At 72.2% G+C, this 23,764-nt stretch carries 24 protein-coding genes and 1 pseudogene; 12 read left to right on the top strand and 13 right to left on the bottom strand.

What is annotated here, in order from left to right; translation table 11 throughout:
* Positions 1-14: 14 nt before the first annotated feature.
* Both AC5L30_RS26130 and serS read left to right on the top strand, forming a co-directional pair.
* Positions 15-1,097 (top strand): DNA polymerase III subunit beta family protein, encoded by a 1,083-nt coding sequence (locus AC5L30_RS26130; protein WP_494870272.1) that lies wholly within the window; start codon positions 15-17, stop codon positions 1,095-1,097.
* A 97-nt stretch (positions 1,098-1,194) separates the two neighbouring features.
* Positions 1,195-2,478, top strand: a complete 1,284-nt coding sequence (gene serS, locus AC5L30_RS26125; protein ID WP_357181319.1) for a serine--tRNA ligase — start codon at positions 1,195-1,197, stop codon at positions 2,476-2,478.
* A 51-nt stretch (positions 2,479-2,529) separates the two neighbouring features.
* Here the strand turns inward: serS and AC5L30_RS26120 are convergent, their stop codons facing one another.
* From AC5L30_RS26120 to AC5L30_RS26105, 4 genes are read right to left on the bottom strand one after another with little or no spacing between them, the layout of a single operon-like run.
* Complete coding sequence (locus tag AC5L30_RS26120; protein WP_494870270.1) at positions 2,530-3,423, bottom strand: cytochrome c biogenesis CcdA family protein; 894 nt, start codon at positions 3,421-3,423, stop codon at positions 2,530-2,532.
* Positions 3,420-4,037 carry a TlpA family protein disulfide reductase gene (locus AC5L30_RS26115; protein WP_494870269.1) on the bottom strand — a complete coding sequence of 206 codons (618 nt, stop codon included), beginning with the start codon at positions 4,035-4,037 and terminating at the stop codon, positions 3,420-3,422. The genes AC5L30_RS26120 and AC5L30_RS26115 overlap by 4 nt, the downstream gene beginning before the upstream one ends.
* Positions 4,038-4,088: 51 nt before the next feature.
* Complete coding sequence (locus AC5L30_RS26110) at positions 4,089-5,552, bottom strand: NADH-ubiquinone oxidoreductase-F iron-sulfur binding region domain-containing protein (RefSeq protein WP_494870267.1); 1,464 nt, start codon at positions 5,550-5,552, stop codon at positions 4,089-4,091.
* On the bottom strand, positions 5,552-7,195 hold the full coding sequence (locus AC5L30_RS26105; RefSeq protein ID WP_494870266.1) for a ferric reductase-like transmembrane domain-containing protein: 1,644 nt from the start codon (positions 7,193-7,195) through the stop codon (positions 5,552-5,554). The genes AC5L30_RS26110 and AC5L30_RS26105 overlap by 1 nt, the downstream gene beginning before the upstream one ends.
* 273 nt (positions 7,196-7,468) lie before the next feature.
* Here AC5L30_RS26105 and AC5L30_RS26100 point away from each other — a divergent pair, with 273 nt between their 5' ends.
* Positions 7,469-8,914, top strand: coding sequence for an alpha-amylase (locus AC5L30_RS26100; RefSeq protein ID WP_494870264.1), 1,446 nt, complete (start codon positions 7,469-7,471; stop codon positions 8,912-8,914).
* 75 nt (positions 8,915-8,989) lie between these two features.
* Entirely contained in the window at positions 8,990-9,901 is a 912-nt protein-coding gene (locus AC5L30_RS26095) for a L,D-transpeptidase (RefSeq protein ID WP_494870262.1), read from the top strand.
* A gap of 16 nt (positions 9,902-9,917) precedes the next feature.
* On the opposite strand, the gene AC5L30_RS26090 is transcribed toward AC5L30_RS26095, so the two are convergent.
* Positions 9,918-10,052 carry a hypothetical protein gene (locus tag AC5L30_RS26090; protein WP_494870261.1) on the bottom strand — a complete coding sequence of 45 codons (135 nt, stop codon included), beginning with the start codon at positions 10,050-10,052 and terminating at the stop codon, positions 9,918-9,920.
* 92 nt (positions 10,053-10,144) lie between these two features.
* Between AC5L30_RS26090 and AC5L30_RS26085 the strand changes: the two genes are divergently transcribed.
* The gene (locus AC5L30_RS26085) at positions 10,145-10,999 is read left to right on the top strand and encodes an alpha/beta hydrolase (RefSeq protein WP_494870259.1); all 855 of its coding nucleotides are present in this window, start codon (positions 10,145-10,147) and stop codon (positions 10,997-10,999) included.
* Between the two features lie 217 nt (positions 11,000-11,216).
* Entirely contained in the window at positions 11,217-12,356 is a 1,140-nt protein-coding gene (locus tag AC5L30_RS26080) for a site-2 protease family protein (protein ID WP_494870257.1), read from the top strand.
* A 92-nt stretch (positions 12,357-12,448) separates the two neighbouring features.
* Here the strand turns inward: AC5L30_RS26080 and bdeA are convergent, their stop codons facing one another.
* The 3 genes from bdeA to AC5L30_RS26065 form a co-directional block, all read right to left on the bottom strand.
* The gene (gene bdeA, locus AC5L30_RS26075; RefSeq protein ID WP_494870255.1) at positions 12,449-13,357 is read right to left on the bottom strand and encodes a bis(hydroxyethyl) terephthalate hydrolase; all 909 of its coding nucleotides are present in this window, start codon (positions 13,355-13,357) and stop codon (positions 12,449-12,451) included.
* Between the two features lie 143 nt (positions 13,358-13,500).
* Positions 13,501-14,772 (bottom strand): FAD-binding protein, encoded by a 1,272-nt coding sequence (locus AC5L30_RS26070; RefSeq protein ID WP_494870253.1) that lies wholly within the window; start codon positions 14,770-14,772, stop codon positions 13,501-13,503.
* On the bottom strand, positions 14,769-15,521 hold the full coding sequence (locus tag AC5L30_RS26065) for a hypothetical protein (RefSeq protein WP_494870251.1): 753 nt from the start codon (positions 15,519-15,521) through the stop codon (positions 14,769-14,771). Before AC5L30_RS26065 ends, AC5L30_RS26070 begins: the two co-directional genes overlap by 4 nt.
* Before the next feature lie 119 nt (positions 15,522-15,640).
* On the opposite strand from AC5L30_RS26065, the gene AC5L30_RS26060 reads away from it, so the two are divergent.
* A complete protein-coding gene (locus AC5L30_RS26060) occupies positions 15,641-16,063 on the top strand; it encodes a hypothetical protein (protein ID WP_494870249.1) in 423 nt (140 codons plus the stop codon).
* Between the two features lie 30 nt (positions 16,064-16,093).
* Here AC5L30_RS26060 and AC5L30_RS26055 read toward each other — a convergent pair whose 3' ends face one another.
* The gene (locus AC5L30_RS26055) at positions 16,094-17,023 is read right to left on the bottom strand and encodes an LLM class F420-dependent oxidoreductase (protein ID WP_494870248.1); all 930 of its coding nucleotides are present in this window, start codon (positions 17,021-17,023) and stop codon (positions 16,094-16,096) included.
* A gap of 98 nt (positions 17,024-17,121) precedes the next feature.
* On the opposite strand from AC5L30_RS26055, the gene AC5L30_RS26050 reads away from it, so the two are divergent.
* Together AC5L30_RS26050 and AC5L30_RS26045 are read left to right on the top strand one after the other, a co-directional pair.
* Positions 17,122-17,433, top strand: a complete 312-nt coding sequence (locus tag AC5L30_RS26050; RefSeq protein WP_112699184.1) for an ArsR/SmtB family transcription factor — start codon at positions 17,122-17,124, stop codon at positions 17,431-17,433.
* Between the two features lies 1 nt (position 17,434).
* Entirely contained in the window at positions 17,435-17,965 is a 531-nt protein-coding gene (locus AC5L30_RS26045; RefSeq protein WP_494870246.1) for an SRPBCC family protein, read from the top strand.
* Between the two features lie 49 nt (positions 17,966-18,014).
* On the opposite strand, the gene AC5L30_RS26040 is transcribed toward AC5L30_RS26045, so the two are convergent.
* The 4 genes from AC5L30_RS26040 to AC5L30_RS26025 all read right to left on the bottom strand — a co-directional run bounded on the left by AC5L30_RS26040 (position 18,015) and on the right by AC5L30_RS26025 (position 20,479).
* Positions 18,015-19,052 (bottom strand): hypothetical protein, encoded by a 1,038-nt coding sequence (locus AC5L30_RS26040; RefSeq protein WP_494870244.1) that lies wholly within the window; start codon positions 19,050-19,052, stop codon positions 18,015-18,017.
* A complete protein-coding gene (locus AC5L30_RS26035) occupies positions 19,052-19,321 on the bottom strand; it encodes a hypothetical protein (protein ID WP_088988188.1) in 270 nt (89 codons plus the stop codon). Before AC5L30_RS26035 ends, AC5L30_RS26040 begins: the two co-directional genes overlap by 1 nt.
* 444 nt (positions 19,322-19,765) lie before the next feature.
* Positions 19,766-19,888 (bottom strand): hypothetical protein, encoded by a 123-nt coding sequence (locus AC5L30_RS26030; protein WP_494870243.1) that lies wholly within the window; start codon positions 19,886-19,888, stop codon positions 19,766-19,768.
* A 36-nt stretch (positions 19,889-19,924) separates the two neighbouring features.
* On the bottom strand, positions 19,925-20,479 hold the full coding sequence (locus AC5L30_RS26025) for a Uma2 family endonuclease (protein ID WP_494870241.1): 555 nt from the start codon (positions 20,477-20,479) through the stop codon (positions 19,925-19,927).
* Positions 20,480-20,493: 14 nt separating this feature from the next.
* Here AC5L30_RS26025 and AC5L30_RS26020 point away from each other — a divergent pair.
* From AC5L30_RS26020 to AC5L30_RS26010, 3 genes and pseudogenes are all read left to right on the top strand, one after another.
* Positions 20,494-20,916 (top strand): annotated as a pseudogene (locus tag AC5L30_RS26020) (TetR/AcrR family transcriptional regulator); the annotation flags it as partial.
* A 565-nt stretch (positions 20,917-21,481) separates the two neighbouring features.
* Entirely contained in the window at positions 21,482-22,426 is a 945-nt protein-coding gene (locus AC5L30_RS26015) for an RNA polymerase sigma-70 factor (protein ID WP_494870360.1), read from the top strand.
* Between the two features lie 82 nt (positions 22,427-22,508).
* Positions 22,509-23,696 carry an NAD(P)/FAD-dependent oxidoreductase gene (locus AC5L30_RS26010; RefSeq protein ID WP_494870240.1) on the top strand — a complete coding sequence of 396 codons (1,188 nt, stop codon included), beginning with the start codon at positions 22,509-22,511 and terminating at the stop codon, positions 23,694-23,696.
* Positions 23,697-23,764 lie beyond the last annotated feature (68 nt).

Genomic DNA, 23,764 nt, shown 5'->3' with positions numbered 1-23,764 from the left:
GTCGAGGGGGCACGATGCCCAGCGTGAGCGACCTGCACAGCATCGGCGAGCTGGCCCGGGCCAGCGGCCTGACCGTCAGCGCCCTGCGCTTCTACGACTCGGCGGGGGTGCTGGAGCCGACCCTGGTCGACCCGGTGACCGGCTACCGCTGGTATGCCGGCGAGCAGATCGCCCCGGCCCGGCTGGTGGCCGGGCTGCGCCGGATCGGCATGCCGGTGCCGGAGATCGCCGCCGCGGTACGCGCCGAGCCGGCCGTGGTGCACCAACTGCTCGACGCGCACCTGCGCCGGCTCGCCGACGGGCTCAGCGACGCCCGCCGCGAGGTCGACCGGCTCCGGGCCCTGGTCGACCCGACCCCGCCGACCGCCACCACGCTCCTGCTCTCCCCGGCCGCCCTGGCCGCCGCGCTCGACGCGGTGCGCTTCGCCGTCGGCGTCGACCCGCAGCTGCCGATGCTCGCCGGCGTGCTGTTCGACGTGGAGTCCGACGGGGTCCGGCTCGTCGCCACCGACCGGTACCGGCTCGCGCTGGCTCGGGCGGGGGCCGACGTCGACGGTCCGCCGGTGCGGGTGTTCCTGCCGGTGGCTCTCGTCGATGAGCTCCGGCCGCTGCTCGACACCGCCGACACCTGGCCGGTACGGCTGACCGTGGCGGGCGCGGACCTGCGGGTGCGGGTGTCCGACCGCACGCTGACCGGCGCCGCCCTGCCGTACGACTTCCCGGACTACCACCGGCTGCTGCGCAAGTCCGTCGGCGAGCGGGCGACCGCGCGACGGATCCCGGTGGACGTGGCCACTTTGCGCGCCGCGCTGGCCGACCCGGCGGCCCCCACGGTCGCCTGCCACCACGACGGCACGACCCGGGAGGTGACCGTGCTCGGCGTCGACGACCAGGGCGGGCTGCGGTTGCTCCCCGCCGCTGACCTGGGCACCGACGCGCTGCGGGTCGGGGTGGACGGTGGTTACCTGCTGGACGCGCTGAACGCGGCCGGCGCGCCGCAACTGGTGCTGGAGCTGGATGGGCCGATCGCCCCGCTGGCCGTACGCCGACCGGACGACGCGGACACCTACTCGGTGCTCATGCCGATCCGGCTCTGAGTCGGCCGCCAGCACTCCCCGTCCGGGGAGGAAAAGCCCGCGACGGTAGCATCTGGTGGTTCACCTGTGAACCCCGGACGGAGGCGTACGGAGCAGCATGCTCGACATGGAGTTGATCCGGAAGGATCGCGAGGCGGTGGCGACCGCGCTGGCGAAGCGTCTGGATCCCGCCGAGGTCACCCGGGCCCTGGACGAGATCCAGCGGCTCGACCAGGAACGCCGCGCCCTGATCACGGAGATCGACGCCGAGCGGCAGCGCCGCAAGGCCGAGGCCCGGGCGTACGCGCAGGCGAAGCGGGCCGGCGAGGAGCCGCAGGCCGCCGCTCCCGAGGCGGAGCGTAAGCAGCTCGCCGAGCTGGAGTCCCAGCTGGACGAGGTGCAGGCCCGGCTGCGCGACGCGATGAGTGAGCTGCCCAACCTGCCCAGCGACGACGTCGTGGCCGGCGGCAAGGAAGCCAACCGGGTGGTGAAGACCTTCGGCGAGCCGCCGGTGATCGAGAAGGTCCGCGACCACGTGGAGCTGAGCCGCGCGCTGGGCCTGGTCGACTACGAGCGCGGCGTGAAGCTCGGCGGGTCCGGTTTCTGGATCTACACGGGGGTCGGCGCCCGGCTGGAGTGGGCGCTGCTCAACTACTTCGTCGACCAGCACATCAAGGCCGGCTACGAGTTCCTGCTCCCGCCGCACCTGCTGCTGGATTCGGCCGGCTTCGCCGCCGGGCAGTTCCCCAAGTTCTACGACGACGTCTACCACCTGGACTCGGCGTCCGCCCCACGTGGCCAGTTCCTGCTGCCCACGTCGGAGACGGCGATCCTTGGCGCGTACCAGGACGAGATCCTGGAGACCCCGAAGCTGCCGCTGAAGGCGTTCGCGTACACCCCGTGCTACCGGCGGGAGTCGGCCGGCTCGCACTCGGACGAGCGCGGCACGGTGCGCGGGCACCAGTTCAACAAGGTGGAGATCTTCCAGTTCACCCTGCCGGAGCAGGCCGACGCGGCGCTGGAGGAGATGCTCGCCCACGCCGAGAGCCTGGTCGAGGGGCTGGGTCTGCACTACCAGCGCACGCTGCTCTCGGCCGGTGACGCCAGCGCCTCGATGAAGAAGACCCTCGACATCGAGGTGTGGATGCCGAGCACCGGCAAGTACAAGGAGGTGTCGTCGGTCTCCTGGGCCGGCGACTACCAGGCTCGTCGGGCGGCCATCCGTTACCGCGAGCCGGGCGGCAAGCAGACGCGCTTCGTGCACACCCTCAACGGTTCGGCGCTGGCCACCAGCCGGCTCTTCCCGGCCATCCTGGAGCAGTACCAGCAGGCCGACGGCAGCGTCCTGGTCCCCAAGGTCCTCCAGGACCGCCTCGGCACCGACCGCCTAACCCCCCGCTAGTTCGCCTCCTCCCACTCGCCTCCCTCCCACCTTCCCGCGTTGATCATGAAGTTATTGCCCCTCGCCTCGGCGTGTCATGGCAATAACTTCATGATCAACGGGGCCGGGTGGGGGGTGGGGGCGGGAGCGCTTGGTTAGGGCTGCGGTCAGGAGGAGGGCGGCCAGGGCGGCTACCAGGAGAGCCGGGCCGATGGTGTCCAGGGCGTTGGCCACTGTGTGTTGTAGCTGGGACGCCGCTCGGATGACCGGGTCTCCGAGGGCGTCGCGGCGGCCGGCGGCTAGCCGTAGCTCGTACCAGCCGTACCAGGCGACGTAGCCGCCGGCGAGCAGCAGCACCAGGCCACTGAGGCGGGGCACCAGCGCCCCGGCGACGCGCAACCGGGCCACCAGGCCGTCGCGCAGCAGCGCCACCCCGAGCGCGGCGACCGCGACCACCAGACCCATCCCGAGGGCGTACGCGCCGAACAACGCCAACCCCTGACCGGTCGAGCCGGCCTGGAGGCTGGTCACCACGATGGCCAGGAACGGCGCGATGGCGCAGCCGAGCGACGCCAGCGCGTACGCCGCGCCGAACAGCGCCATCGACGGCCAGGACCGGGTCAACCGGGGCGCCCGGGCGGACCAGCCGGGGGCGGGCAGCCGCCGACCGGCGAGCAACCAGCAGCCGGCCACCACCAGCAGCACGCCGAGCGCCACGGTCAGCCACGGCAGCCGGGGCCGCAGCCAGCCGGCCAGCGGCGCGAGCGCCAGGCCGAACGCGCCGAACACCAGCACGTACCCCACTGTCAGCCCGGCCGCCGCGGTGAGCGCGCGGCCGACCGCGCCGCGGGTGTCCGACGTCCCGGCGACCAACAGCGAGAGGTACGCGGGCAGCAACGCGAAGCCGCACGGGTTGACCGCGCCGAGCATGCCGGCGGTCAGCGCGAGCAGCAGTGCGCCGGTCACGCCCCGGCCAGTGCGGCGACCTTGGCGGTGAGCGCCTCACCGTCCAGGAAGCCCTGGTGGACGATCGTGCCGTTCCGGTCGATGATCACGAAGATGCTCTGTTCGGTCACCTTGAACCGCTTCCAGAGCGCGCCCTTGGTGTCCTCGATCTGCGGGGTCCCGCCGAGGTCGAACTCGGTGACGAACTCCTTCATGGCCTTCCGCTCGCCCAGCCCGGCGACGCCGACGATCGGCACGGTGTCGCGGTACCGGGGTTCGATCTCGGCCACCGTCCAGGCCTGGCTGGCGCAGGTGGCGCACCACGGCGCCCAGAACCACAGCACCACCGGTTTGCCGGCGAGCTGCGCCGCGTCGAACGCGGCCCCGCCGAGGGTGGTCCCGGTGAAGCGCAGCACGTCCGGGACCTGCACCGGGGCGGCGGGTGGTCCGCCGGTCGCCGCGACGGTCGGGGTGGGCGGGGCGCCGGTCGAGGCCGGGGCCGATCCGGCGACGGCGGGCCCGCCCGGCGCGGTGCCGGTACAGGCGGCAACGCCGAGCAGGGCCACCACGAGCACCCCGGCGGTGGCGGCTCGGCGTAGCTGCCCGGGCCCTGTCCACGCCATGCCGATCCGCATCCGCTTCTCCGTTCCGGTCCGGAAGGGACCCTTGCTGGGCCTGACGCTTCGCTATTCGGCCTTGGCGAGTCGGAGAGCCAGCTCGGGGCAGACCTTGACCGCCTTCAGCGCGCCCTCGCGCAACCAGGTCGGCACGGGGGTGGCCGGGAAGGCGGGATATCCGTTCGCGTCGAGCCGGATGAAGTCCGGTACGACGTGCGCGCAGAGGCCGTGCCCGTCGCAACGCGACCAGTCCAGGGTGAGCTTCTGCGGGTTCGCGTCGGGTGCGCCCGGCAGCCCCATCACGCCCTTGACCCGTCGGCCACAGCCGTCGCCGGTGCTGTGCAGCCGCAGGTCCTCGGCGAAGACCTCGATCGCGGAGAGCGCGAACCGGGCGGTGCCGTCCGGGTGGCTGCACGCGCCCCGGCCCTTCACCTCGCCGGCGGCGGCGCGCACCACGTCCGCCGGTTGGCTGCCAGCGACGGCCAGGTCCACCGCGCGGGCCAGGTCCGGCAGACCCATCTTGCACGGCCCGCACTGGCCGGCGGACTCGCCGGCCAGGTAGCGCACCACCTGGGCGGCCTCACCGAGCGGGCAGGTGTCGACACCGATCGGGACGATGATGCCCGCGCCGAGGGTGCCGCCGACCGCGGCCAGGCCCTTGCGGGAGACCTCGGCCCTCTCCGCCGCCTCCGGGGTGATCCACTTGCCGTGGTAGCCGCCCATCAGGATGCCCTGGACGTCCGGCACCTCGCACAGGTCGAGGACGTCGCGCAGCGGCATACCGGCGGTGCACTCCACCACGGCCGGTCGGCCCGCCGCACCGGTCACGGTGAGCAGCACGGTGCCGGGCTCGTCGTCGGTGCCGAGCGCCGCGTACTCGTACGGGCCCAGTCGGGCGCCGACGGCGAGCTGGGCGAACGTCTCGGCGTTGGAGAGCAGGGTGGGCAGGCCGCTGACCCCGGAGTCGCTGGAGCGCTTCTTGGTGCCCGGCGGGATGTGCGGCAGCCCGTTGATCCCGTTGACCAGCGCGCCGCCCTCGCCAGAGATGAACCGGTGCGGCACGGTGACGATGGTCGTCTGCACCGGCATCCGGCGCTCGTCGAGGGCCTCCATCAGCGAGTCCCGGCCGACCCCGTCGTCCGCCACGCCGATGACGATCTCGTCGGCGTCCAGGGCGTACGCGGCCAGCGCCGCGCCGTCCAGGATCAGGTGCGGGGCGCGGGTCAGCAGCACCTTGTCCTTCCAGCTGGCCGGCTCCCCCTCGGTGGCGTTGACCACCACCACGGCGGCGAGGTCCTGCCGTTCGCAGGACTCCAGCACCGCGCGCAGTTTGCGGGCGAACGGGAACCCCGCCCCGCCCTTGCCCTTGAGCTGCATGCCCTCGGCGAGCTGGAGCAGCTGCGCCGGCTCCATCGGGCCGATCGGTCCGTGCACCTCCTCGTGCGCGAGCAGGTCGAGCCGGCCGTACTCGGCGAAGCCGGCGGTGAGCCGGGGTTCGCCCACACAGGCGACCGGTGGCACGGCGGTCCGCATCACTTGGCCTCACCCCGCAGCCCGGCCCAGTACGCCCCGTCCACCGCGTCGGCGCTGGCCTTGCGGCGCTTGGACTTGCCCTCGCCGGCTGCCCGTCGAGCACGGCGGGACGCCAGGTCGACCAGGGTCGGGGTGTCGTCGACGGGCGGCGGCACCTCGTCCGGCACGTACCGGGCCGGCGGACGCCAGTAGTCCGGCTCCTCGGGCAGGTCGTCCTCGGCGCTGTGCCGGCCACTGCCGCTGCGCGGCGCGGACGAGATCGGGCTGCTGGAGATCGGGCCGGCCGAGATCGGCTCGACGGAGATCGGGCCGGCGGAGATCGGCTCGTCGGCCTGCCACCGGCGCGGGCTGTCCCACGGCTCCTCGGGCTCGATGGCCGGCTGCGGCGGCGCCGAGTAGCGGCTGCCGTCGTCCTCGCTGCGGGACCGGCGACGGGACCGCTCGGAGGTGGCCTCGTCGGCGTGTCGCCGGCCGGTCGGCACGGCCTCGTCGCGGGTACGCGAGCCACGCCGCCGGGTCACCGGCTCCAACTCCTCCTCGTCGCGTCGGAACGTGCCGGTGTCCTCCACGCTGCGGCGGGCCGATCGGCTGGTCGTGGTCTCCTCGGTCCGCCGGCTGCGCGAGGAGCGTTCGGTGTCGCGGCGGGCCGCCGGCTCTTCCTCCCGGCGACGTCGGCTGGGCCGGGTCGGCTCGACGAGGGAACCGGGCTCGGGCACCACGGGGACGGTGAACCGTTCCGGGTCACGTCGCGCGGCCGGTGCGGCCCAGGTGGCGGTGGTGGTCTCCGCCCAGGCGGGACGCTTGTCCGCGGCCTTGCTGCGCCGACCCAACCCGGCCAGCAGCGATCGGGCGGTTTTCGCCTCCTCGGCCCGGCCTGCCATCACCGCGTTGCGGACCGCGGCCTGGTGCTGCTCGCGGCTGCGCCGACCGATGGTGACCGAGAACCGGACCAGCAGGGCAAGCACCACCAGCAAGATGCAGCCGAGGTAGCTGAACATCACCCAGGGCGCTGCGGCCCGACCGGCGTTGAGGCCGTGAAAGACAGCGAACGGCCAGGCCAGGTACGCGGTGGAGTGCAGCGTGCGCCACAGCCACTTCGGACCGACGCCGGCGAAGCGGGCCCGGATGATGCCGGTCCAGATCACGCTGACCATCAGCAGCGCGGCCACCGTGCCGAGCCCGACGTAGAGCCCCCGGCCGCCGACGAACGGCACCAGCGCGTCGGTCGCGGCCGCCCGCCCGGTGGCGATCTTGGTGAGGACGTGGAAGCCGAGCCCGGCCACGCCCAGCACGCCGGTGGCCCGGTGCGCCGACTGCATCAGCACCCGGTGCGAGATGCGCAGCACCAGTCGGTCGGTGGCGAGCAGACCGAGCATCACGGTGAGGCTCAACGCCACCAGGGAGACCACCCCGGCGAAGAACTCGGTGAAGAAGAAGCCGTACGCGTACGCCGTCTGGCCCGCGCCGGTCAGCATGATCGCCGCCCAGAGCGCGGCGAGCACCGACGCGATCAGCAGGGCGCCCGCCGACCGCGACGGGGTGCGCACCCCCCGACTGCTGGCGCTGGTCCGGACGGTCGCCGCCTTCTTGTCCTGCTGTGCCCGGGCCATCTGCTCCTCGATCGTCTCGCGGCGGCGTACCACCGGCCGACCCCTGCTCCCCCATCCAGTACGGACCGGCGGGGCGCGCGGATCACCCGCCGCCGGAAATTTCTGGGCCGAAATCGAACCGAGGGGCGCGGCCGTGCGTTGCACCCCCTCCCACCCACCGATCTGGACAGTGACGAACGTCCATGCATTGACAGTGCCTGCAACACGCTTGTAACCTTTCAGCAAATTTCAGCCGAATTTGCAAGATTCCGACAACCCAGCACTCCCCCCACCGCACCACCACCCCCGCTCCCGTCAGGAGTCCCCATGCACCGACGTCGACGCGGCTCGGCGCTCCTCGCCCTCGGCCTGATCGCCAGCCTGCTCGTCCCCGCCACCGTGACGGCACCCCCGGCCGTCGCCGCCCCGTCCGGCGGCAAGAAGGTCATCGTCCAGCTCTTCGAGTGGAACTGGCCCTCGGTGGCCAGCGAGTGCCAGAGCACCCTCGGCCCGAAGGGTTACGGCTACGTGCAGGTCTCACCCCCGCAGGAGCACGTGCGGGGTAACCAGTGGTGGCTGGCGTACCAGCCGGTCAGCTATCGGATCGAGTCCCGCAAGGGCACCCGGGCCCAGTTCCAGTCGATGGTGAACACCTGCCACGCGGCCGGGGTCAAGGTGATCGTCGACGCGGTGATCAACCACATGTCCGGTCAGGACAACGGCGGCACCGGCTGGGCCGGCTCGGCCTACTCGCACTACGACTACCCCGGCATCTACCAGACCCAGGACTTCCACCACTGCGGGCGCAACGGCGGCGACGACATCGCCAACTACAACGACCGGTACGAGGTGCAGAACTGCGAGCTGGTCAACCTCTCCGACCTGAAGACCGAGTCCGACTACGTGCGTACGAAGATCGCCGCGTACCTCAACGACCTGCTCTCGCTCGGCGTCGACGGCTTCCGGCTGGATGCCAGCAAGCACATGCCGGCCGCCGACATCGCCGCCATCCGGGGCAAGCTGTCCCGCTCCGCGTACCTCGTGCAGGAGGTCATCCACGGCGCCGGCGAGCCGGTCCAGCCGACCGAGTACACCGGCAACGGTGACGTGCACGAGTTCCGCTACGGCAAGGACCTGGCCCGGGTGTTCCGCTCCGAGCGGTTGGCGTACCTGCGCAACTTCGGCGAGGGCTGGGGGCACCTGCCCACCGGCCCGGCCTCGGTCTTCGTCGACAACCACGACACCCAGCGCGACTCCGGTGGGGTGCTGACCTACCGCGACCGGGGCATCTACGCGCTGGCGAACGCCTTCATGCTGGCCTGGCCGTACGGCTCCCCGACCGTCATGTCCAGCTACACCATCAGCAGCCGGGACGCCGGCCCACCGTCGGACGGCGCCAACAAGACGCTCAACACCACCTGCTACTCCGGCTGGGAGTGCGAACACCGCTGGCCGGTGATCGCCAACATGGTCGGCTTCCGCAACGCCACCGAGGGCGCCGGTGTGGCCAACTGGTACGACAACGGCAACAACCACATCGCGTTCAGCCGCAGCGGCAAGGGCTTCATCACCGTCAACGACGAGGATGCCGCGGTGAACGGCCGCTCCTACTACACGGGGCTACCCGCCGGCCGATACTGCGACGTCATCCACGGCACGTACGCGGGCGGCACGTGCAGCGGACCGGTGATCACGGTGGACGGTAGCGGCTGGTTCGCGGCCAACGTGCCGGCGCACGACGCGGTGGCCATCCACATCGGCGCACGAATCTGATTCGACCGGGGCCTCCGGACGGCGGGTCTCGCCGAACCGGGGGCCCCGAGGCATCCGCCACCATAGAGTGGTTTCGTGCCGTTTGACCGAAAGACTCCGTACCGTCGTCGCGGCGTCTGGGTGGCCGCCGCCATCGGCGTACCCGCGCTGCTGGTGACCGCGCTGCTGGTCGGCCAGGCCCTCACCCCGAGCTCGACGGCCCCCGACGACCGCAACGTGGTGGTGGCCGACCCCACCCCGAGCAGTGTGGAGCAGAGCCCGGAGGAGTCGATCCCCCCGGCCGCGCCCGCCCCGGACGGGCTGCCGGTGGTCGACTACGACCCCGCACCCGGAGGGTTCCCCGCCGATCCGGCCACCATGGACGTCACACCGCTGACCGACGGCGTGCACCCGACCAGGCGGATCGCCGCGTACGACGCGCCCGGCGGTCGGCCGCGCGCCTTCCTCGAACCGAGCATCCGCGGTGTCGAGCTGACCATGCCGATCGCCCAGCGGCGTGCCGGCTGGACCGCCGTCCTGCTGCCCTCGGCCAACCGCCGGCTCGCCTGGCTGCCGCCCGGCGGGTTCGAGACGGTGCCGCTGCGCGACCAGATCGTGGTGGAACGCAAGGTCCACCGGCTGACCTGGTACCGGGCCGGCAAGGCGGTGCGCTCCTGGGAGGTCAGCCTCGGCCAGCCGGGCCAGGAGACCCCACTCGGGCGGACCTTCATCCTGGGCCGCACCCCACCGCCGGAGGAGGTCTACGGCGGGGTGGACATCTACGCCCTCGGTTCGGTCCCCGACGACCCGGAGTCGGTGCCCTCCGGGCTGCGCGGCGCGCACATCGGGGTGCACAGCTGGCACCACGACGACGAGCTGGGCGAGAACACCACCAACGGCTGTATCCGGCTGACCCGCAGCGGTCAGCGGGAACTACTCGCCGAGGTCCGTCCCGGCAGCAGCGTCGTCGTGGTCGACCAACTGGCCGCCCCACCGCCGACCGCCTGAGCGTCGTCCGGCACGGTCACTCGCCGGGCAGCCAGCCGTTCTGCTCGGCGACCCGGATCGCGTCGGCCCGGTTCCGGGCACCGGTCTTGCCGATCGCCGCCGACAGGTGGTTCCGCACCGCGCGTACCCCGATGCCCGAAGCGGTCGTCACCCCCGTCGGTGACATTTGTCAGGTGCGGCCGGATTCTGGGCGAGCACAGCGGGTAACCGCCGGGCCGAATGCCGCGACACCGGGAGGACGCGATGGGTGCCACGCCGCAGGGTCAGGTCGACACGGTCGTGCTGATCCACGGGCTCTGGATGACGCCGCGCAGCTGGGAGGGGTGGGCCCAGCGGTACACCGAGCGCGGCATGCACGTCATCGCCCCCGCCTGGCCCGGCATGGACCGGTCCGTGGAGCAGTTGCGCGACGACCCCGGCCCGATCGCCGAGCAGAGCATCGCCACGATCGTGGCGCACTACGACCGGATCATCCGGGCGCTGCCCCGACCACCGATCATCATGGGGCACTCGTTCGGCGGTCTGTTCACCCAGATCCTCGTCGACCGGGGCCTCGGGGCGGCCGCGGTGGGAGTGCACCCCGCGCAGGTGAAGGGCGTGCTCAAGGTGCCGCTGAGCCAGCTGCGTTCGGGTTTTCCGATCCTGCGCAGCCCCGCCAACCGCAACAAGGCCGTCCCGTTCACGGAGGACGACTTCGCCTACACCTTCGGCAACACGATGAGCCGCGAGGACTCCGACCGGGCCTGGCGGCGGTACGCCGTCCCCGGCGCCGGACGGGTCTACTTCGAGGGTGCGTTCGCCAACCTCGACCCGCGCTCGCCGGCCCGGGTCGACGTCGGGCGTAACGACCGGGCACCGCTGCTGCTGATGGCCGGCGAGGTCGACCACGTGGTGCCGGCGTCGGTGGTCCGCGCCAACGCCGGGCTCTACCAGAAGTCCCGGGCCCTCACCGCGTACCAGCAGTTCCCCGGCCGATCACACTTCACCGTCGGGCAGGACGGCTGGGAGCAGATCGCCGACTACGCGCTGGACTGGGCGCTGCGCGCGGCGGCCCTGCCCCGGGAGGCGACCATCGCCAGCGAAACCCCCCGCCGCTGACGCTTGGATCACACGGGCAGCGACGGCGAGTTGCGCGGGTTGCCCGGGTGCAGTGCGGAGCGGCCAGGTCGATCGAAGGCGGTATACCTCAGAGGTATACCGCTCACCGGGACATCCGCGGGCACGGGCTGAGCTTGCGACGCGCCCGCCACCGCCGAGCGACACGAGGTCACCGTTCTCCTCGCATGGCACCGGCCTGGCGGGGTATCTCGGTGGGATGAGGGCCAGTTTCCGGCTTGGCCGGGTCGCGGGAGTACCGGTCGGCGTCAACTGGAGCGTGCTGGTCATCTTCGCGCTGATCGCGTGGGGGTTGGCCGCGAACCAGTTCCCCCGCTCGTACCCCGACCACTCGCCCGTCGCGTACGCGCTCGCCGGGCTGGCCGCGGCGGTGGTGTTCTTCGTCGGCCTGCTCGCCCACGAGGTGTCGCACGCGGTGGTGGCCAAGCGCAACGGGCTGACGGTCGACGGCATCACGCTGTGGCTGTTCGGCGGCGTCGCCGAGTTGCGGGGCGAGCCGCGTGACCCGGGCGCGGAGTTGCGGATCGCGGGCGTCGGCCCGCTGGTCAGCCTGCTGATCGGGGCGTTCTTCGGTGCCATCGCGGCGCTGCTCGCGCTGGCCGGGCAGGGCGGGCTGCTGTTCGGGGCGGTGGCCTGGCTGGCGGGCATCAACGTGCTGCTGGCCATCTTCAACGTGCTGCCGGCCGCGCCCCTGGACGGTGGTCGGTTGCTGCGCGCCGCGGTCTGGAAGGCCACCGGTGACCGGACCCGGGCGTCAGTGGTCGCCGCCCGGGCCGGCTGGGTGCTGGGGGTGCTGCTGATCGGCCTGGGGCTGTGGCAGTTCCTGTCCGGGGTCGGTTTCGGTGGGCTCTGGTTGGCGCTGATCGGCTGGTTCCTGATCGGCGCGGCCGGGATGGAGGAGCGGCAGGCCCGCACCGGCAACGCGCTGCGCGGGATACGGGTGGGCGATGTGATGACCCCGCAGCCGCAGACCGCCTCGGCCGAGATGACGGTCGCCGACTTCGTCGACCACTACCTGTTCGCGTACCGGCATTCGGCGCTGCCGCTTACCGAGGACGGGCGGCCGACCGGCCTGGTCACGGTGGACCGGGTGCGGGGCGTACCGCCGGAGCGGCGGGCGTCGACCACGCTGGCCGAGGTGGCCTGCCGAGCCGACCAACTGGTGCTGGCCCAGCCCGACGAACAGCTCAACGACCTGCTCCCCCGGCTCAGCGAGTGCGCCGACGGCCGGGCCCTGGTGGTGACCGACGACGGCCAGCTGACCGGCATCGTCTCCCCCAGCGACATCAGCCGCGCCGTCCAACGCAGCACCCTCCGCACCCCCACCCCCTCCCGTTGATCATGAAGTTATTGCGCCGACACGCCGCGCCGAGTGGCAATAACTTCATGATCGACCGAGGCGGGGCGGGGGGCGACGGAGGGGGCGCGGGGTTAGGAGTGGGGGCAGGTGTTGCGGTACTCCTGGATGGTGGTGGAGGGCGGCGGTGGGGGGCAGAGGAACTGGTCGTAGCGGGTGTCGTCGTCCACGAAGCGCTTCAGCCAGGAGATGCTGTACTTGGCGACCGTCACGTTCGTCGAGGTGGGCGCCGAGTGGCTGGCGTTGTTGAGTTCCAGGTACGCCTTGTCCAGCGTGGACGGCAGGCTGGTGTAGAAGGGCTCCGAGTGCGACGAGACCGGCGCGACCGAGTCGTTCTCCGCGCCGACCACCAGCGTCGGCACCCGTACGCCGGACCAGTTCTTGACGGTGTGCCAGCCGGTCAGCGGGATCGCGGCCTGCAACTGCGGTCGTGAGTTCGCCGCCGAGAGGCTGCCGCCGCCTCCCATCGAGTGCCCCATCACGGCGAGCCGGTTGCGGTCGATCCGGGTACGAACGCTGCTGGTGTTGGTGAGGTAGTCCAGGGCTGCCAGCAGTTGCGTGCCCCGGCTGGCCGGCTGGTCGTAGCGGGACAACGTGTCGATCGTGATCACCACGAAGCCCTGCGAGGCGAGGCGCGGCCCCAGCCAGGCCACGCTGGACTGGGTGGCGGTGTAGCCGGGTGAGATCCCCACCGCGCCGAAGGTGCCCTCGGCGGTGCTGGTCGGATAGTAGATCGTTCCGCCCCGGAAGCCGCTGACGCTGGACGCGGCGACGGTGCTCTGGGCGATGGCGAACGCGCCCCTACTGGCCTCGATGCTGGCCACGGTGGGGGCCGGGCCGCGCTCGTACGGGCTGGCGGCGGCGTGGGCGGCCGGCGCGGCGCCCAGTCCGGCGCCGAGCACGGCCAGGGCGAGCGCCCAGCGCAGACCGCGACGGGGGCGGCGGGTGACGGGGTCGGGGGTGATGGCGGGTACGGGCTGCATGTCTCGCTCCGAGGGGTGGAGCCGACGGTCCCGGGACGGGGACCGGCCGATGCTGCTCATCGACATGCATCAGTGTCTGTTCGAGGTCTCGCACCTCACCAATCCCAGCCGCCCCATGCCACCGCGCTATGGCAGGGGCCGGGTCAGCGGGGGAAGTAGCGGTCCAGGACGTCGGTGCGGAACGTGCCCTTCGGGTCCAGGTCGGTCAGGAGCGCGGCGAAGTCGGCGTACCTCGGGTAGCGGGCGGACAGCGCGGCCGGGTCGGTGACGAAGACCTTGCCCCAGTGTGGGCGGGGCGCGAAGGGCGCCAGGCGCTCCTCCACCGCGGCCACCACCGGCAGCACCGCCGCGGTGTCGTCGATCCAGGTGAAGTGCAGCACGAAGCTGTCGCGCCGGTAGTTCGGGCTGAGCCACAGCTCGTCGGCCGCCACGGTTCGCAGCTCGGACACCAGCAGCACCGGGGCGATCAGGTCCGCCACGTCGTCCAGCGCGGCGAGCACGTCAGCCGCCGCCGTACGCGCCACGTGGTACTCGGACTGCAGTTCGTCGCCGCTGCTCGGGGTGAAGCCGAGCTTGAAGTGCGGCAGCCGCTCGTGCCACGGGCCCGGCTCGCCGAGCTGCGGGGTGCAGTTCTCCGCCGGCATCCCGAGCACCGGGTGCCGGGGCTGGTCGGCGGCGGTGGTGCCCAGCCAGTCCGCCGGAGGCGGCGGCTGGTCCGCCAGCTGTTTGCGCCACACCTCGCGCAACCGCGGCGTCCGAAAGTCGGTGAAGACACTCACGCTGTACGCCGAGCCGAGCGCCTCGTCCAGCGCCGCCCGGTCGAGGTCGAGGCGTACGTACTGACGCAACGCGAAGGTCGGCACGACGTCCAGGGTGACCCGGGTGACCAGGCCCAGCGCACCGAGGCCGACCACCATGCCGGCGAACGTGTCGGTGTCGCGGTCGACCCGGAGCAGTTCGCCGTCGGCGGTGACCAACTCCAGGCCGGCGACGGCGCTGGCCAGGTTGCCGTGGGTCTGGCCGGAGCCGTGGGTGGCGGTGGCCACCGCGCCGGCCACCGAGATGTGCGGCAGCGAGGCGAGGTTGGCCAGCGCGTACCCCTGGGTGTGCAGGTGTCGGGCGACGTCGCCGTAGCGCAGCGCGCCGCTCACGGTGACCTGCCCCCGCTCGTGGTCCACCTCGACGACCGGGGGCAGCCCGGCGAGGCTGACCAGGTCGCCGTCGGTGTCGCCGAGACGGTTGAAGGAGTGCCCACTGCCCACCGCCCGGATCCGGCTGCCGCCGGCGACGAGCCGGCGCAGCTCGTCGACGGAGGTGGGGCGGTGGAACGCCTTCGCGGCGTACCGCACGTTGCCGGCCCAGTTGCGGCGCGCAACGTCGGTCATCGACGCGGCCTGCGGTCCCTGCGCGGTCATGTGGCGGTCTCCCGATCGGTGCTCTGGTGGTCGGCCAACGCGGCGACGAGGGCGCTCAGAACGGTATCCGTCTGGAGCGTGTGGTAGCCACGCTGGGCGAGCGGCAGACCGGCCGCGCTGGCGCGTCCGATCTCCCCCCGGGCCGCCTGCCGGGCCGACGCGTCCCCGGACATCAGGGCATCCTGGCCGCGTCGGATCAACCGGTCGACCCGGTCCATCTGGTAGCCCCGCAGGCCGACCGGGAGGTCCGGGTCGGCGAAGGCGGCGCGACGCAGCGCGAGCAGGTCGACGAAACGACCTCCGGCGTAGCGGGTGAGCGCGGCGGACACCTGCTCGGGCTGCTCGCGAACCTGGTCGAGGACGAGCAGTTCGACGGCGGGCCGGCCGTCGAGCGGGTGGCGGGCGGTCACCGGCTCAATCGTCACACCCGGCGCGGGAACCAGCAGCAGTCGCGGCGGCTCCGGGCGACCGTCGCGCCGGGGCGGCTCGTCGAGGACCAGCGCGTCGACCTCGGCCCACCGGACATCCCGGCGCAGACCGGGCCGTCGGATGCTGAGCCCTGCCGAGTGGATCCCGAATCGAAACGGCCGCATCGCGCTGACCAGCGCCACCGCGCCGAGCGCGATCGCTCCCACCGCGATGACCGTCCGTAGCAGGGCGCCATCGCTGGGATAGACCAACAGGAGCACCCCACCGAGTACGCAGACCAGGGCGAGCACCCGGGCGCCCCGACTCCGGCGCAGTTCCACGCTCGGACCCCCGTTCATGACCGTGGCGTCGGTCCCCGCATCTTCCACCAAACCGGGCACCGAGGACACCGGTCGATCGGGCACGGTTGTTCTCGTCATCGTCGGGGAACCCTACGCCCATGAGCAGCTACCGTGATCCGGCCGCACGAGGCGACGTCTTCCCCTCCGAGGAGGAGCTGGACCCCACCGGCACCGGCATCGAGCAGGCCAGCGCGCCGCCCGCCGGCGGGCTTCCGAGCCACCCGTCGCCCACACCCGGTCCTCGACCCACACCGGCACCCCCGCCCGCCCCGACGCCGGTGCCGGCGCCCGGCCCGCCACCGCGTGCCCCGGGCGCACAGTCGATCGTGACCCGCCACCTGGACGGCTCGGTGGAGGTGGTCACCGACCTCGACGGTGACGGCGTCGCCGACGTCGTGCAGATCGACGTGGACGGCGACGGCATCCCGGACATCACCTATGTGGACAGTGACCGCGACGGGCAGCTGGACACCGTGCTGGGCGACCCGAACGCGGTCGGGACCGGCGCGCACCGGGCCTGACCGGCGGCGTCCCACGGCCACCCGGGCGACTCAGAGCTTCGCCAGCACCTCGCTGGCGACCAGCTCCAGGTGCTCCAGGTCGCTGAGGTCCAGCACCTGGAGGTAGATCCGCTCGCTGCCGATCTCCGCGTACCGCCCGATGGTGTCCAGCACCTCTGCGGGCGTCCCGGCGAGACCGTTGGCGCGCAGCTCGTCCGGTTCGCGGCCGATGGCGGCGGCCCGGCGGGCCACCTCGGCGTCGTCGCGCCCGCAGCAGAGCACCAGGGCGTTGGACCAGACCATCTCGGCCGGGTCCCGACCGATCTCCACGCAGGCCGCGCGGACCCGATCGAACTGCGCGGCAGTCTCCGGCACCGAGGCAAACGGCAGGTTGAACTCGTCGGCGTAGCGGGCGGCCAGCCGAGGGGTGCGCTTCGGGCCCGTCCCGCCGAGCAGGATCGGTGGGCGCGGCTGCTGCACGGGCTTGGGCAGGGCGGGCGAGTCACGGACCGGGTAGTACCGGCCGGCATGGTCGAACCGCTCCCCCAGCGGCGTGGACCAGAGCCCGGTGATGACGGCGAGCTGCTCCTCCAGCCGGTCGAACCGCTCCGCCAGCGGCGGGAACGGAATGCCGTACGCGCTGTGCTCCTCGGCGTACCAGCCGGTGCCGATGCCCAGCTCCACCCTGCCGCCGCTCATCTGGTCGACCTGCGCCACGGTGATCGCCAGCGGGCCGGGCAGCCGGAAGGTGGCGGCGGTCATCAACGTGCCGAGCCGGATGCGGCTGGTGTCCCGGGCCAGCCCGGCGAGCGTGGTCCACGCGTCGGTGGGGCCGGGCTCGCCGCTCACGTCACCCATCATCAGGTAGTGGTCGGACCGGAAGAACGCGCCGTAGCCGGCGTCCTCGGCGCAGCGGGCGACGGCGAGCAACTGGTCGTAGCTGGCGCCCTGCTGGGGCTCGGTGAAGATCCGAAGTTCCATGATCCGAGCATAGGGAGCCGGTCGGCGGTGCCGCGTCGGGACACAGAGCCCGGTCATATGCTTTGACAGTCATATGAGCGGCGAGGCATATTAGGCTGGTGTCCACCGACGCCTTCACCGTCCTCGCCGAGCCCACCCGGCGCCGGATCCTCGATCAGCTCCGCGACGCCGAACGCAGCGTCGGCGAGCTTGTCGACGGGCTCGGGGTCAGCCAGCCGGCGGTCTCCAAACACCTGCGGGTGCTTCGCGATGCCGGCTTCGTCACCTGCCGCACGGCTGCTCGACAGCGGATCTACCGCCTCGACCCGGGCCCGCTGCGCGACGTCGACGGCTGGCTGGACCCGTACCGCCGGCTCTGGGCCCGGCACCTGGACGCCCTGGAACGGCACCTCGACAGTCAGGAGCAGTGAAATGGACCGCGACGCGTTCCGCCCGAGCGCACCCGCCGAGGTGCGCGCCGAGCCCGCCGACGACGGCGAGACCCTGGTCTTCGTCCGCGACCTGCGGCATCCGCCAGCCGCCGTCTGGGCGGCACTGACCGACCCGGCCCAGCTCGCGCAGTGGGCGCCGTTCCTCGCCGACCGCGATCTCGGCGACGCCGGCACCGCCGTGCTGACCCTCGTCGACGGCGAGACCACCCAGGAGCACCCGGCGACGGTACGCCGGGCCGAGCCGCCGCACCTGTTGGAGTACACCTGGGGCGACGACCTGCTGCGCTGGGAGCTGAGCCCGCTGGGCAGCGGCACCCGGCTCACCCTGCGGCACACCGTCGCCGATCGGGGCATCCTGCCGATGGTCGCGGCTGGATGGCACCTCTGCCTCGACGTGGCCGACCGGCTACTCGACGGCGACCCGGTCGGCCCGATCCGCGGCGCAGAGGCCAAGGACTTCGGCTGGCCCGAGCTGCGCGACGCGTACGCCGAACGGCTCGGTGAGGGCTGACCCGGTACAGCCCCGGCGGCCCCGGTGTCCCGGAGCCGCCGGAGCCCGGTCAGACGTACGGCCGCTTGGCGTACGCCTCGCGGAGCGCGGCCAACCCGACCGCCTTCGGCGTCAGGGTGCCCCAACCGGAGTTGAAGTAGTTGGTCCGCGCGATCCGTGGCCCACCCTCGGCGTTGAGCTGGGCGATCGCCGCCGGCACGGTGGCGATCCAGGCCGCCTGGTCCGGGATCTCGGCCGACCTGACCCCCCATTCGGCGATGATTACGGGACGGGACAGCGCCACCGGGCCGAGATCCGCCACGGCCCAGTCTTTGGTACGACGAAACCGGGCCAGCGCGGTGTGGCTGGCGTTGGTGCCGTACGCGTTCCACTGGAGATAGTCGAGGCGGGACATCAGCGACTCCGGGTGGGTGCGCTGGAAGCAGGCCCGGTCGAAGCCGCCCAGCCCCACCGAGAAGGTCGTCCCGGCCGGCAGCGTCCGGGCCTTGAACCACGTCAGGATGTAGTTCATGGCCTGCACCGCCCGAGCGTCCGACTCGGCCCAGTTGTACGCCTTGCCGTCCTCCGTGGTGCCGAACTCGTGATCGGTGTCGAGCTCCGAGGCGAGCTGGATGTTCACCCCGAAACCGAGCGTCCGGTACTGCGACAGGGCGCGGGCCAGCAACCCGTCGCACTGCCCCTTGATCACCTGGCCGTAGCCGTACGCCTTCGGCCAGGTCGCGCCGGGTCGCTGCTGGATGGTCATCGTCGGTGCCGGCACGGTGTAGCTGGTGCCGTCCACCGCGAAGCTCTGCGTTCCGCTGTTCGGAGCGCCGTAGTGCTTCAGCTCCAGGACCATGTTCATCCGCACACCGGCCTTGCCCAGGTTGACCAGCCAGGGCCGGTTGTAGCCGGGGAAGATGTAGCCGTCGGCGAGGCTGCGGTACTGGGTGAGGGACCGGAAGTTGCCGCCGGCCATGTCGGCGGTCGGGTCGGCCCCACCGGAGAGGTAGTAGCCGCCGAGCACAGGCTGGCCCAGGCTGTAGTCGGCGGCGACCGTCGCGGTGTTGCCGGCGGCGTCGCGGATCTGGACGGTGACCCGGGGCATCACGCCACCGACCGATACACGGCCACGGAGCCGTTGTCGGAAACCCGGGTCCAGGTACGCCCGGAGTTATCGGTGACGGTCACGGTGAGCGGGTCGATGACCGCCGTGACCTTGACCGGCGCGCTGCTGTTGCCCTGCGCGTCGGTGACCACGATGGTGACGGTCAGCGGTTTGGTGTCGGCGTCTGAGTAGGTGACGGTCAGCAGCATCTGGTCACCCGGCGCGAAGACGGTTGCGTTCAAGGCTGCGGTTGCAGTGGGAGCGGCCATGTCGGGCCCTTTCTGGCTCGGTCGCCAGGGCTCCGGCGCGCGGTTCAGCGACGTCGGACCCCGGCGGGGTCCACAGTGCGAAAGGCCGGCGGGGCACGGGGACGGCAGGCACGACCGGCGGACGGCGTTGCCCGACTGCCGGTGGTGCTGACGTCCTTGTCCCGATGGGCGGAGGCACCGCTGCGGGCGCCCGCAGGGGTGTCGGTGACAGCCACGGCCTGTCGTACGCGCGATCGGCACGGCAGCTGTGCCGTGACCGCCGCGGCTTCGAGGCCGGGCTGGGTGAGGGCGGCACCGGTGCGGACGATGTTGTCCCCACCGGGCCGGAGGATTGGGATGTGGCCCGCCACCCGTCTACCTCCACCTGCCCCAAGCGTGCTCTACCAGGGGCTTTACCGTCTTGTCCGGTTTGCGACAAGGGCCCGGAAGGGCCCGGCGCGACGGCTACTCAGGCGACGTGCCGCGTACCGCCCAGGCCCGCGCGGTGAGCCGGATCGACCCGTCCGGCTCGAGCGGCAGCCGGGTGGCCAGCAACTCTCGCAACGCGGCCCGGTGGGATTCGGCCAACGTCGCGACGCACCACGGCGTTGCCGATGCTGGCGTTCAGTCGAGGTGGTCGGCGGGGGCGGTCTGGAGCAGCCAGGCCAGCGGCATCCGCGCCCGCGTCTCGTAGCTGCCGTCCTCACTCAGCCGGTGCAGGGTGACCGTCTGCGCGCCGTCCCGATCGACCACCCAGTACTGCGGGATCCCCGCCGACGCGTACTCGCGGACCTTGGTCACCGAGTCCATCGCCTCCGAGCCCGGCAAGACGATCTCCACGACGAGTGCGACGTCGGCGACCGTGGCCCACACGCTGCGGGACGGCGGCTTACGCCAGACACTCACATCGGGGATGCGGCCACCGTCACCGTCTGGTCCGGAGATGCGCACACCGACTGCCTGAAGCACCTGCTCGGCGGGCCACCCGGCCACGATCAGCCAGGCGAAGAGGCGACTGGCGATCATGGCATGTTCCGAATCGGGCGGCGGCATGACCGACAGGACCCCCTCGGGGCTGGTCTCGTAGCGGTGACCGTTCGGATCGGCGGCGTTCATCGCCGCCACGTCGTCGAGCGTCACAACGGCGGGCATGTGCATGCCGACAGCCTCAGCGCTCATGGGTCTCATCCTAGGTGACCAGCGGCACCGACCACCGCACCCGTTGGCTCAGCGACGCCGCCGGCGTCGGTGTGGGCACGATCTACCGCCACTTCCCGACCCGTGCCGATCTCATCGTCGCCGTCTACCGGCACCAGGCCGAGGCATGCGCGGCGGCTGGCCCGGCGCTGCTGGCCGACAGCAGCACACCGCACACCGCCCTGGCCCAGTGGATCAACCTCTTCGTCGACTTCCTGGTCACCAGGCACGGCCTCGCCGAGGCGCTCCAGTCCGACAACGCCGCCTTCGAGACCCTGCACGCCTACTTCCTGGACCGCCTGGTGCCGGTGTGCGCCCAACTGCTGGACGCCGCTGCCGCAGTCGGCGAGATCCGTGGTCGCGGCGGCAGCAGCTCGACCTCCGGTTGCCCCCGCAGATCACGGCACTGCGGGCGGCGGTGGCGGACCTCGGCCGGTGGATCGGTGCCGATCAGCGGTGGGACAGCCGATTTCGTCGAGCGGCACTCGTGCGGCGCACTGTGGACGCCGCGCTGGACGCCGCCCCGGGCTCGCTGTACGCGTTGGCCCGGCACCTCGCCACCGATCTCGCCGAAGCGGATGAGCGACTGCCCGCCCCCGCTCGCACCGCCGCGACGAAGCTCGACGCCGCCCTGTCAACGAACCGTTGACAGGGCACAGCAGCATTGCCTGCGTTCCGCTCAAGCTTGACGATGTGAGTCACCTCGACTCAACTCGGAGCGCTCATGCGTCGCAACGCGGGCCTGTTCGTGGCGATCTCCCTGCTGTCCGGCTTCGGCTCATCGCCGCCGCGGCGATCTGCCTGACAGCCGTGACCGCCACGTTGTACCGCCGGTCGACGCGGTACGGCGCAACGCCGCCCGCGCCGCGCTACCGACGAGGCCCGGCGAGCCGCTGACCGGGGGTCACCCCCGTACCAGGCGGGCCGTTCGGCGTACGCGGTCGACCGGTCAGCCAGGTCGCGCGCATGGTTGACTATCGAACCATGCCGCTCAGTCCGGACGAGGTCGAGCTGTTCGAGCACTCCAGGGCTCGCCTGGAGGCGATCGCCTATCGCCTGCTGGGCTCGGCCAGCGACGCGGAGGACGCCGTCCAGGACACCTTCCTGCGCTGGCAGGGCGCCGACCGGGAGCATGTCGAGACGCCCGAGGCGTGGCTGACGAAGGTTCTCACCAACGTGTGCCTCAACCAGTTGACCTCGGCACGGGTCAGGCGGGAGACCTATGTGGGCACCTGGCTGCCCGAACCGGTTCTCGCCGGGGACCGGATGCTCGGCCCGCTCGACACCGCCGAGCAGCGCGACTCGGTCTCGATGGCGGTGCTCACCCTGCTGGAGCGGTTGTCGCCCAACGAGCGCGCGGTGTACGTGCTGCGGGAGGCCTTCGACTACTCGCACGGTGAGATCGCCGACATCCTCGGCATCACCGAGTCGAACTGCCAGCAGATCTACCGGCGCGCCAAGCAGCACGTCACCGCCGAACGGTCCCGCGCGGAGGTCGACCAGGCCACCGCGCGGAGGATCGTCGCGGAGTTCCTCACGGCGGCCAACAACGGCGAGATCCAGCGGCTGGTGGAGTTGCTGACCGACACCGCGACGAGCACCGCCGACGGCGGCGGCAAGATCCCGGCCCGGGCCGCGCCGATCGTCGGCGCGCTGGCGGTGGCGAAGTTCCTGCGTGGCCTGTTCAAGCCGGCCGACGTCAAACGGGACCTGGTCGGTGGCCGGCCCGCCATGCACGTCACCACCGCCAACGGCGCTCCGGCGGTGGTGGTCGTGATCGACGACCGGGTCATCGGCGTGATGTCCCTGGAGGTGACGCCCGAGGGTGTCACGGCCATCCACAACCAGGTCAACCCCGACAAGCTCGTCCGCGCCACCCGGCAGTGGTCGGCCTCGGAACACGAGGAGCCCGCCCTCCACGTCTGGTGATCCAGCTCATAGCCGTCTCCTGTCAGGAATCGCGTCGCTGTCCGGTTCAGGAAGCGACCACCACCGAGACAGGAGTGCCACCATGAAGCACCGCATCGTCGTCCTCGGAGCGGGGTACGCCGGAGCCATGGCCGCCGGGCGCCTCGCCAAGCGGTTGCACGCCGACGACACCGAGATCACCGTCGTCAACGCCGACCCGGATTTCGTCGAGCGGGTCCGCATGCACCAACTCGCCGTCGGGCAGGACCTCAAGCGCCGCCCGCTGAGCGAGGTCTATGCCGGCACCGGCGTCACGCTTCGGTTGGCGCGGGTCACCGCCGTCGACGCCGACCGCAGGACCGTCGCGCTCGCCGACGAACACGGCACCGACGAGATCGCGTACGACACGCTCGTCTACGCCCTCGGCAGCACCGCCGCCGACCATGGCGTCCCCGGGGTCGCCGAGCACGCGTACGACATCGCCGGCAGGCCCTCGGCGCTGCGGCTGCGCGACCGCCTCGCCCACCTCCCGGCCGGCGGGACCGTGCTCGTCGTCGGCGGGGGCCTCACCGGCCTCGAAGCGGTCACCGAGATCGCGGAGACCCGACCGGACCTCGACGTCGCGCTCGCCGCTCGCGGCGGCCTCGGTGACTGGCTCACCGGCAAGGCGCAGCAGCACCTGCGTGGCGTCTGCGACCGGCTCGGCATCACCGTTCACGAGCACGCCGACATCGCGCGGGTCGAGGCGGCCGGTGCGGTCACCCGCGACGGTCGGGAGATCCCGGCCCAGGTGACCGTGTGGACGACCGGCTTCGCCGTCCACCCCATCGCCGCCGCCACGACCCTGGCGGTCGCGGAGAACGGACAGATCATCGTCGACGCCACCATGCGGTCGGTTTCACACCCCGAGGTGTACGCGGTGGGCGACGCCGCGATCGCCGCAGGACCGGGCGGCAAGCCACTGCGGATGTCCTGCGCCTCGGGCATCCCGATGGCCTGGCAGGCCGCCGACGCCATCGCCGCGCGGCTGACCGGTCGGGCGAAGTTCCCCAAGGCCCCGCTGCGCTACTTCAACCAGTGCATCAGCCTCGGCCGCCGCGACGGCATCATCCAGTACGTGACCGCCGACGACCGGGCCAGGCCGGCCCTCCTCAGCGGAAAGCTGGCGGCCCGCTACAAGGAGTTCGTCTGCACGGGCGCGGCCTGGAGCATCGCGCATCCGATCCTGTACCCGGTCCGCCGCCACCGCGTCGTCCCGACTCGAACGGCGGTCCGCGTGGCTACCTCCTGACAGCCGGCTGAGGCACACTGCCCAGCTCCGGTGCTCTGGCAGGGAGCCAGACTAGGCGCGCGGCGTCA

It is taken from the genome of Micromonospora sp. BQ32, assembly GCF_059358895.1.
Note: the sequence above shows the minus strand (reverse complement) of the source record. Positions and strands in the feature narration are given on the sequence as shown.

Coding starts and splice junctions, on each gene's coding strand:
- serS (WP_357181319.1), top strand. CDS start 1,195: ATGCTCGACATGGAGTTGATCCGGAAGGATCGCGAGGCGGTGGCGACC.
- AC5L30_RS26040 (WP_494870244.1), bottom strand. CDS start 19,052: ATGCCCCGGGTCACCGTCCAGATCCGCGACGCCGCCGGCAACACCGCG.
- AC5L30_RS26100 (WP_494870264.1), top strand. CDS start 7,469: ATGCACCGACGTCGACGCGGCTCGGCGCTCCTCGCCCTCGGCCTGATC.
- AC5L30_RS26010 (WP_494870240.1), top strand. CDS start 22,509: ATGAAGCACCGCATCGTCGTCCTCGGAGCGGGGTACGCCGGAGCCATG.
- AC5L30_RS26055 (WP_494870248.1), bottom strand. CDS start 17,023: ATGGAACTTCGGATCTTCACCGAGCCCCAGCAGGGCGCCAGCTACGAC.
- AC5L30_RS26110 (WP_494870267.1), bottom strand. CDS start 5,552: ATGCGGACCGCCGTGCCACCGGTCGCCTGTGTGGGCGAACCCCGGCTC.
- AC5L30_RS26070 (WP_494870253.1), bottom strand. CDS start 14,772: ATGACCGCGCAGGGACCGCAGGCCGCGTCGATGACCGACGTTGCGCGC.
- bdeA (WP_494870255.1), bottom strand. CDS start 13,357: ATGCAGCCCGTACCCGCCATCACCCCCGACCCCGTCACCCGCCGCCCC.
- AC5L30_RS26130 (WP_494870272.1), top strand. CDS start 15: ATGCCCAGCGTGAGCGACCTGCACAGCATCGGCGAGCTGGCCCGGGCC.
- AC5L30_RS26015 (WP_494870360.1), top strand. CDS start 21,482: ATGCCGCTCAGTCCGGACGAGGTCGAGCTGTTCGAGCACTCCAGGGCT.
- AC5L30_RS26115 (WP_494870269.1), bottom strand. CDS start 4,037: ATGCGGATCGGCATGGCGTGGACAGGGCCCGGGCAGCTACGCCGAGCC.
- AC5L30_RS26025 (WP_494870241.1), bottom strand. CDS start 20,479: ATGAGCGCTGAGGCTGTCGGCATGCACATGCCCGCCGTTGTGACGCTC.
- AC5L30_RS26060 (WP_494870249.1), top strand. CDS start 15,641: ATGAGCAGCTACCGTGATCCGGCCGCACGAGGCGACGTCTTCCCCTCC.
- AC5L30_RS26045 (WP_494870246.1), top strand. CDS start 17,435: ATGGACCGCGACGCGTTCCGCCCGAGCGCACCCGCCGAGGTGCGCGCC.
- AC5L30_RS26080 (WP_494870257.1), top strand. CDS start 11,217: ATGAGGGCCAGTTTCCGGCTTGGCCGGGTCGCGGGAGTACCGGTCGGC.
- AC5L30_RS26085 (WP_494870259.1), top strand. CDS start 10,145: ATGGGTGCCACGCCGCAGGGTCAGGTCGACACGGTCGTGCTGATCCAC.
- AC5L30_RS26035 (WP_088988188.1), bottom strand. CDS start 19,321: ATGGCCGCTCCCACTGCAACCGCAGCCTTGAACGCAACCGTCTTCGCG.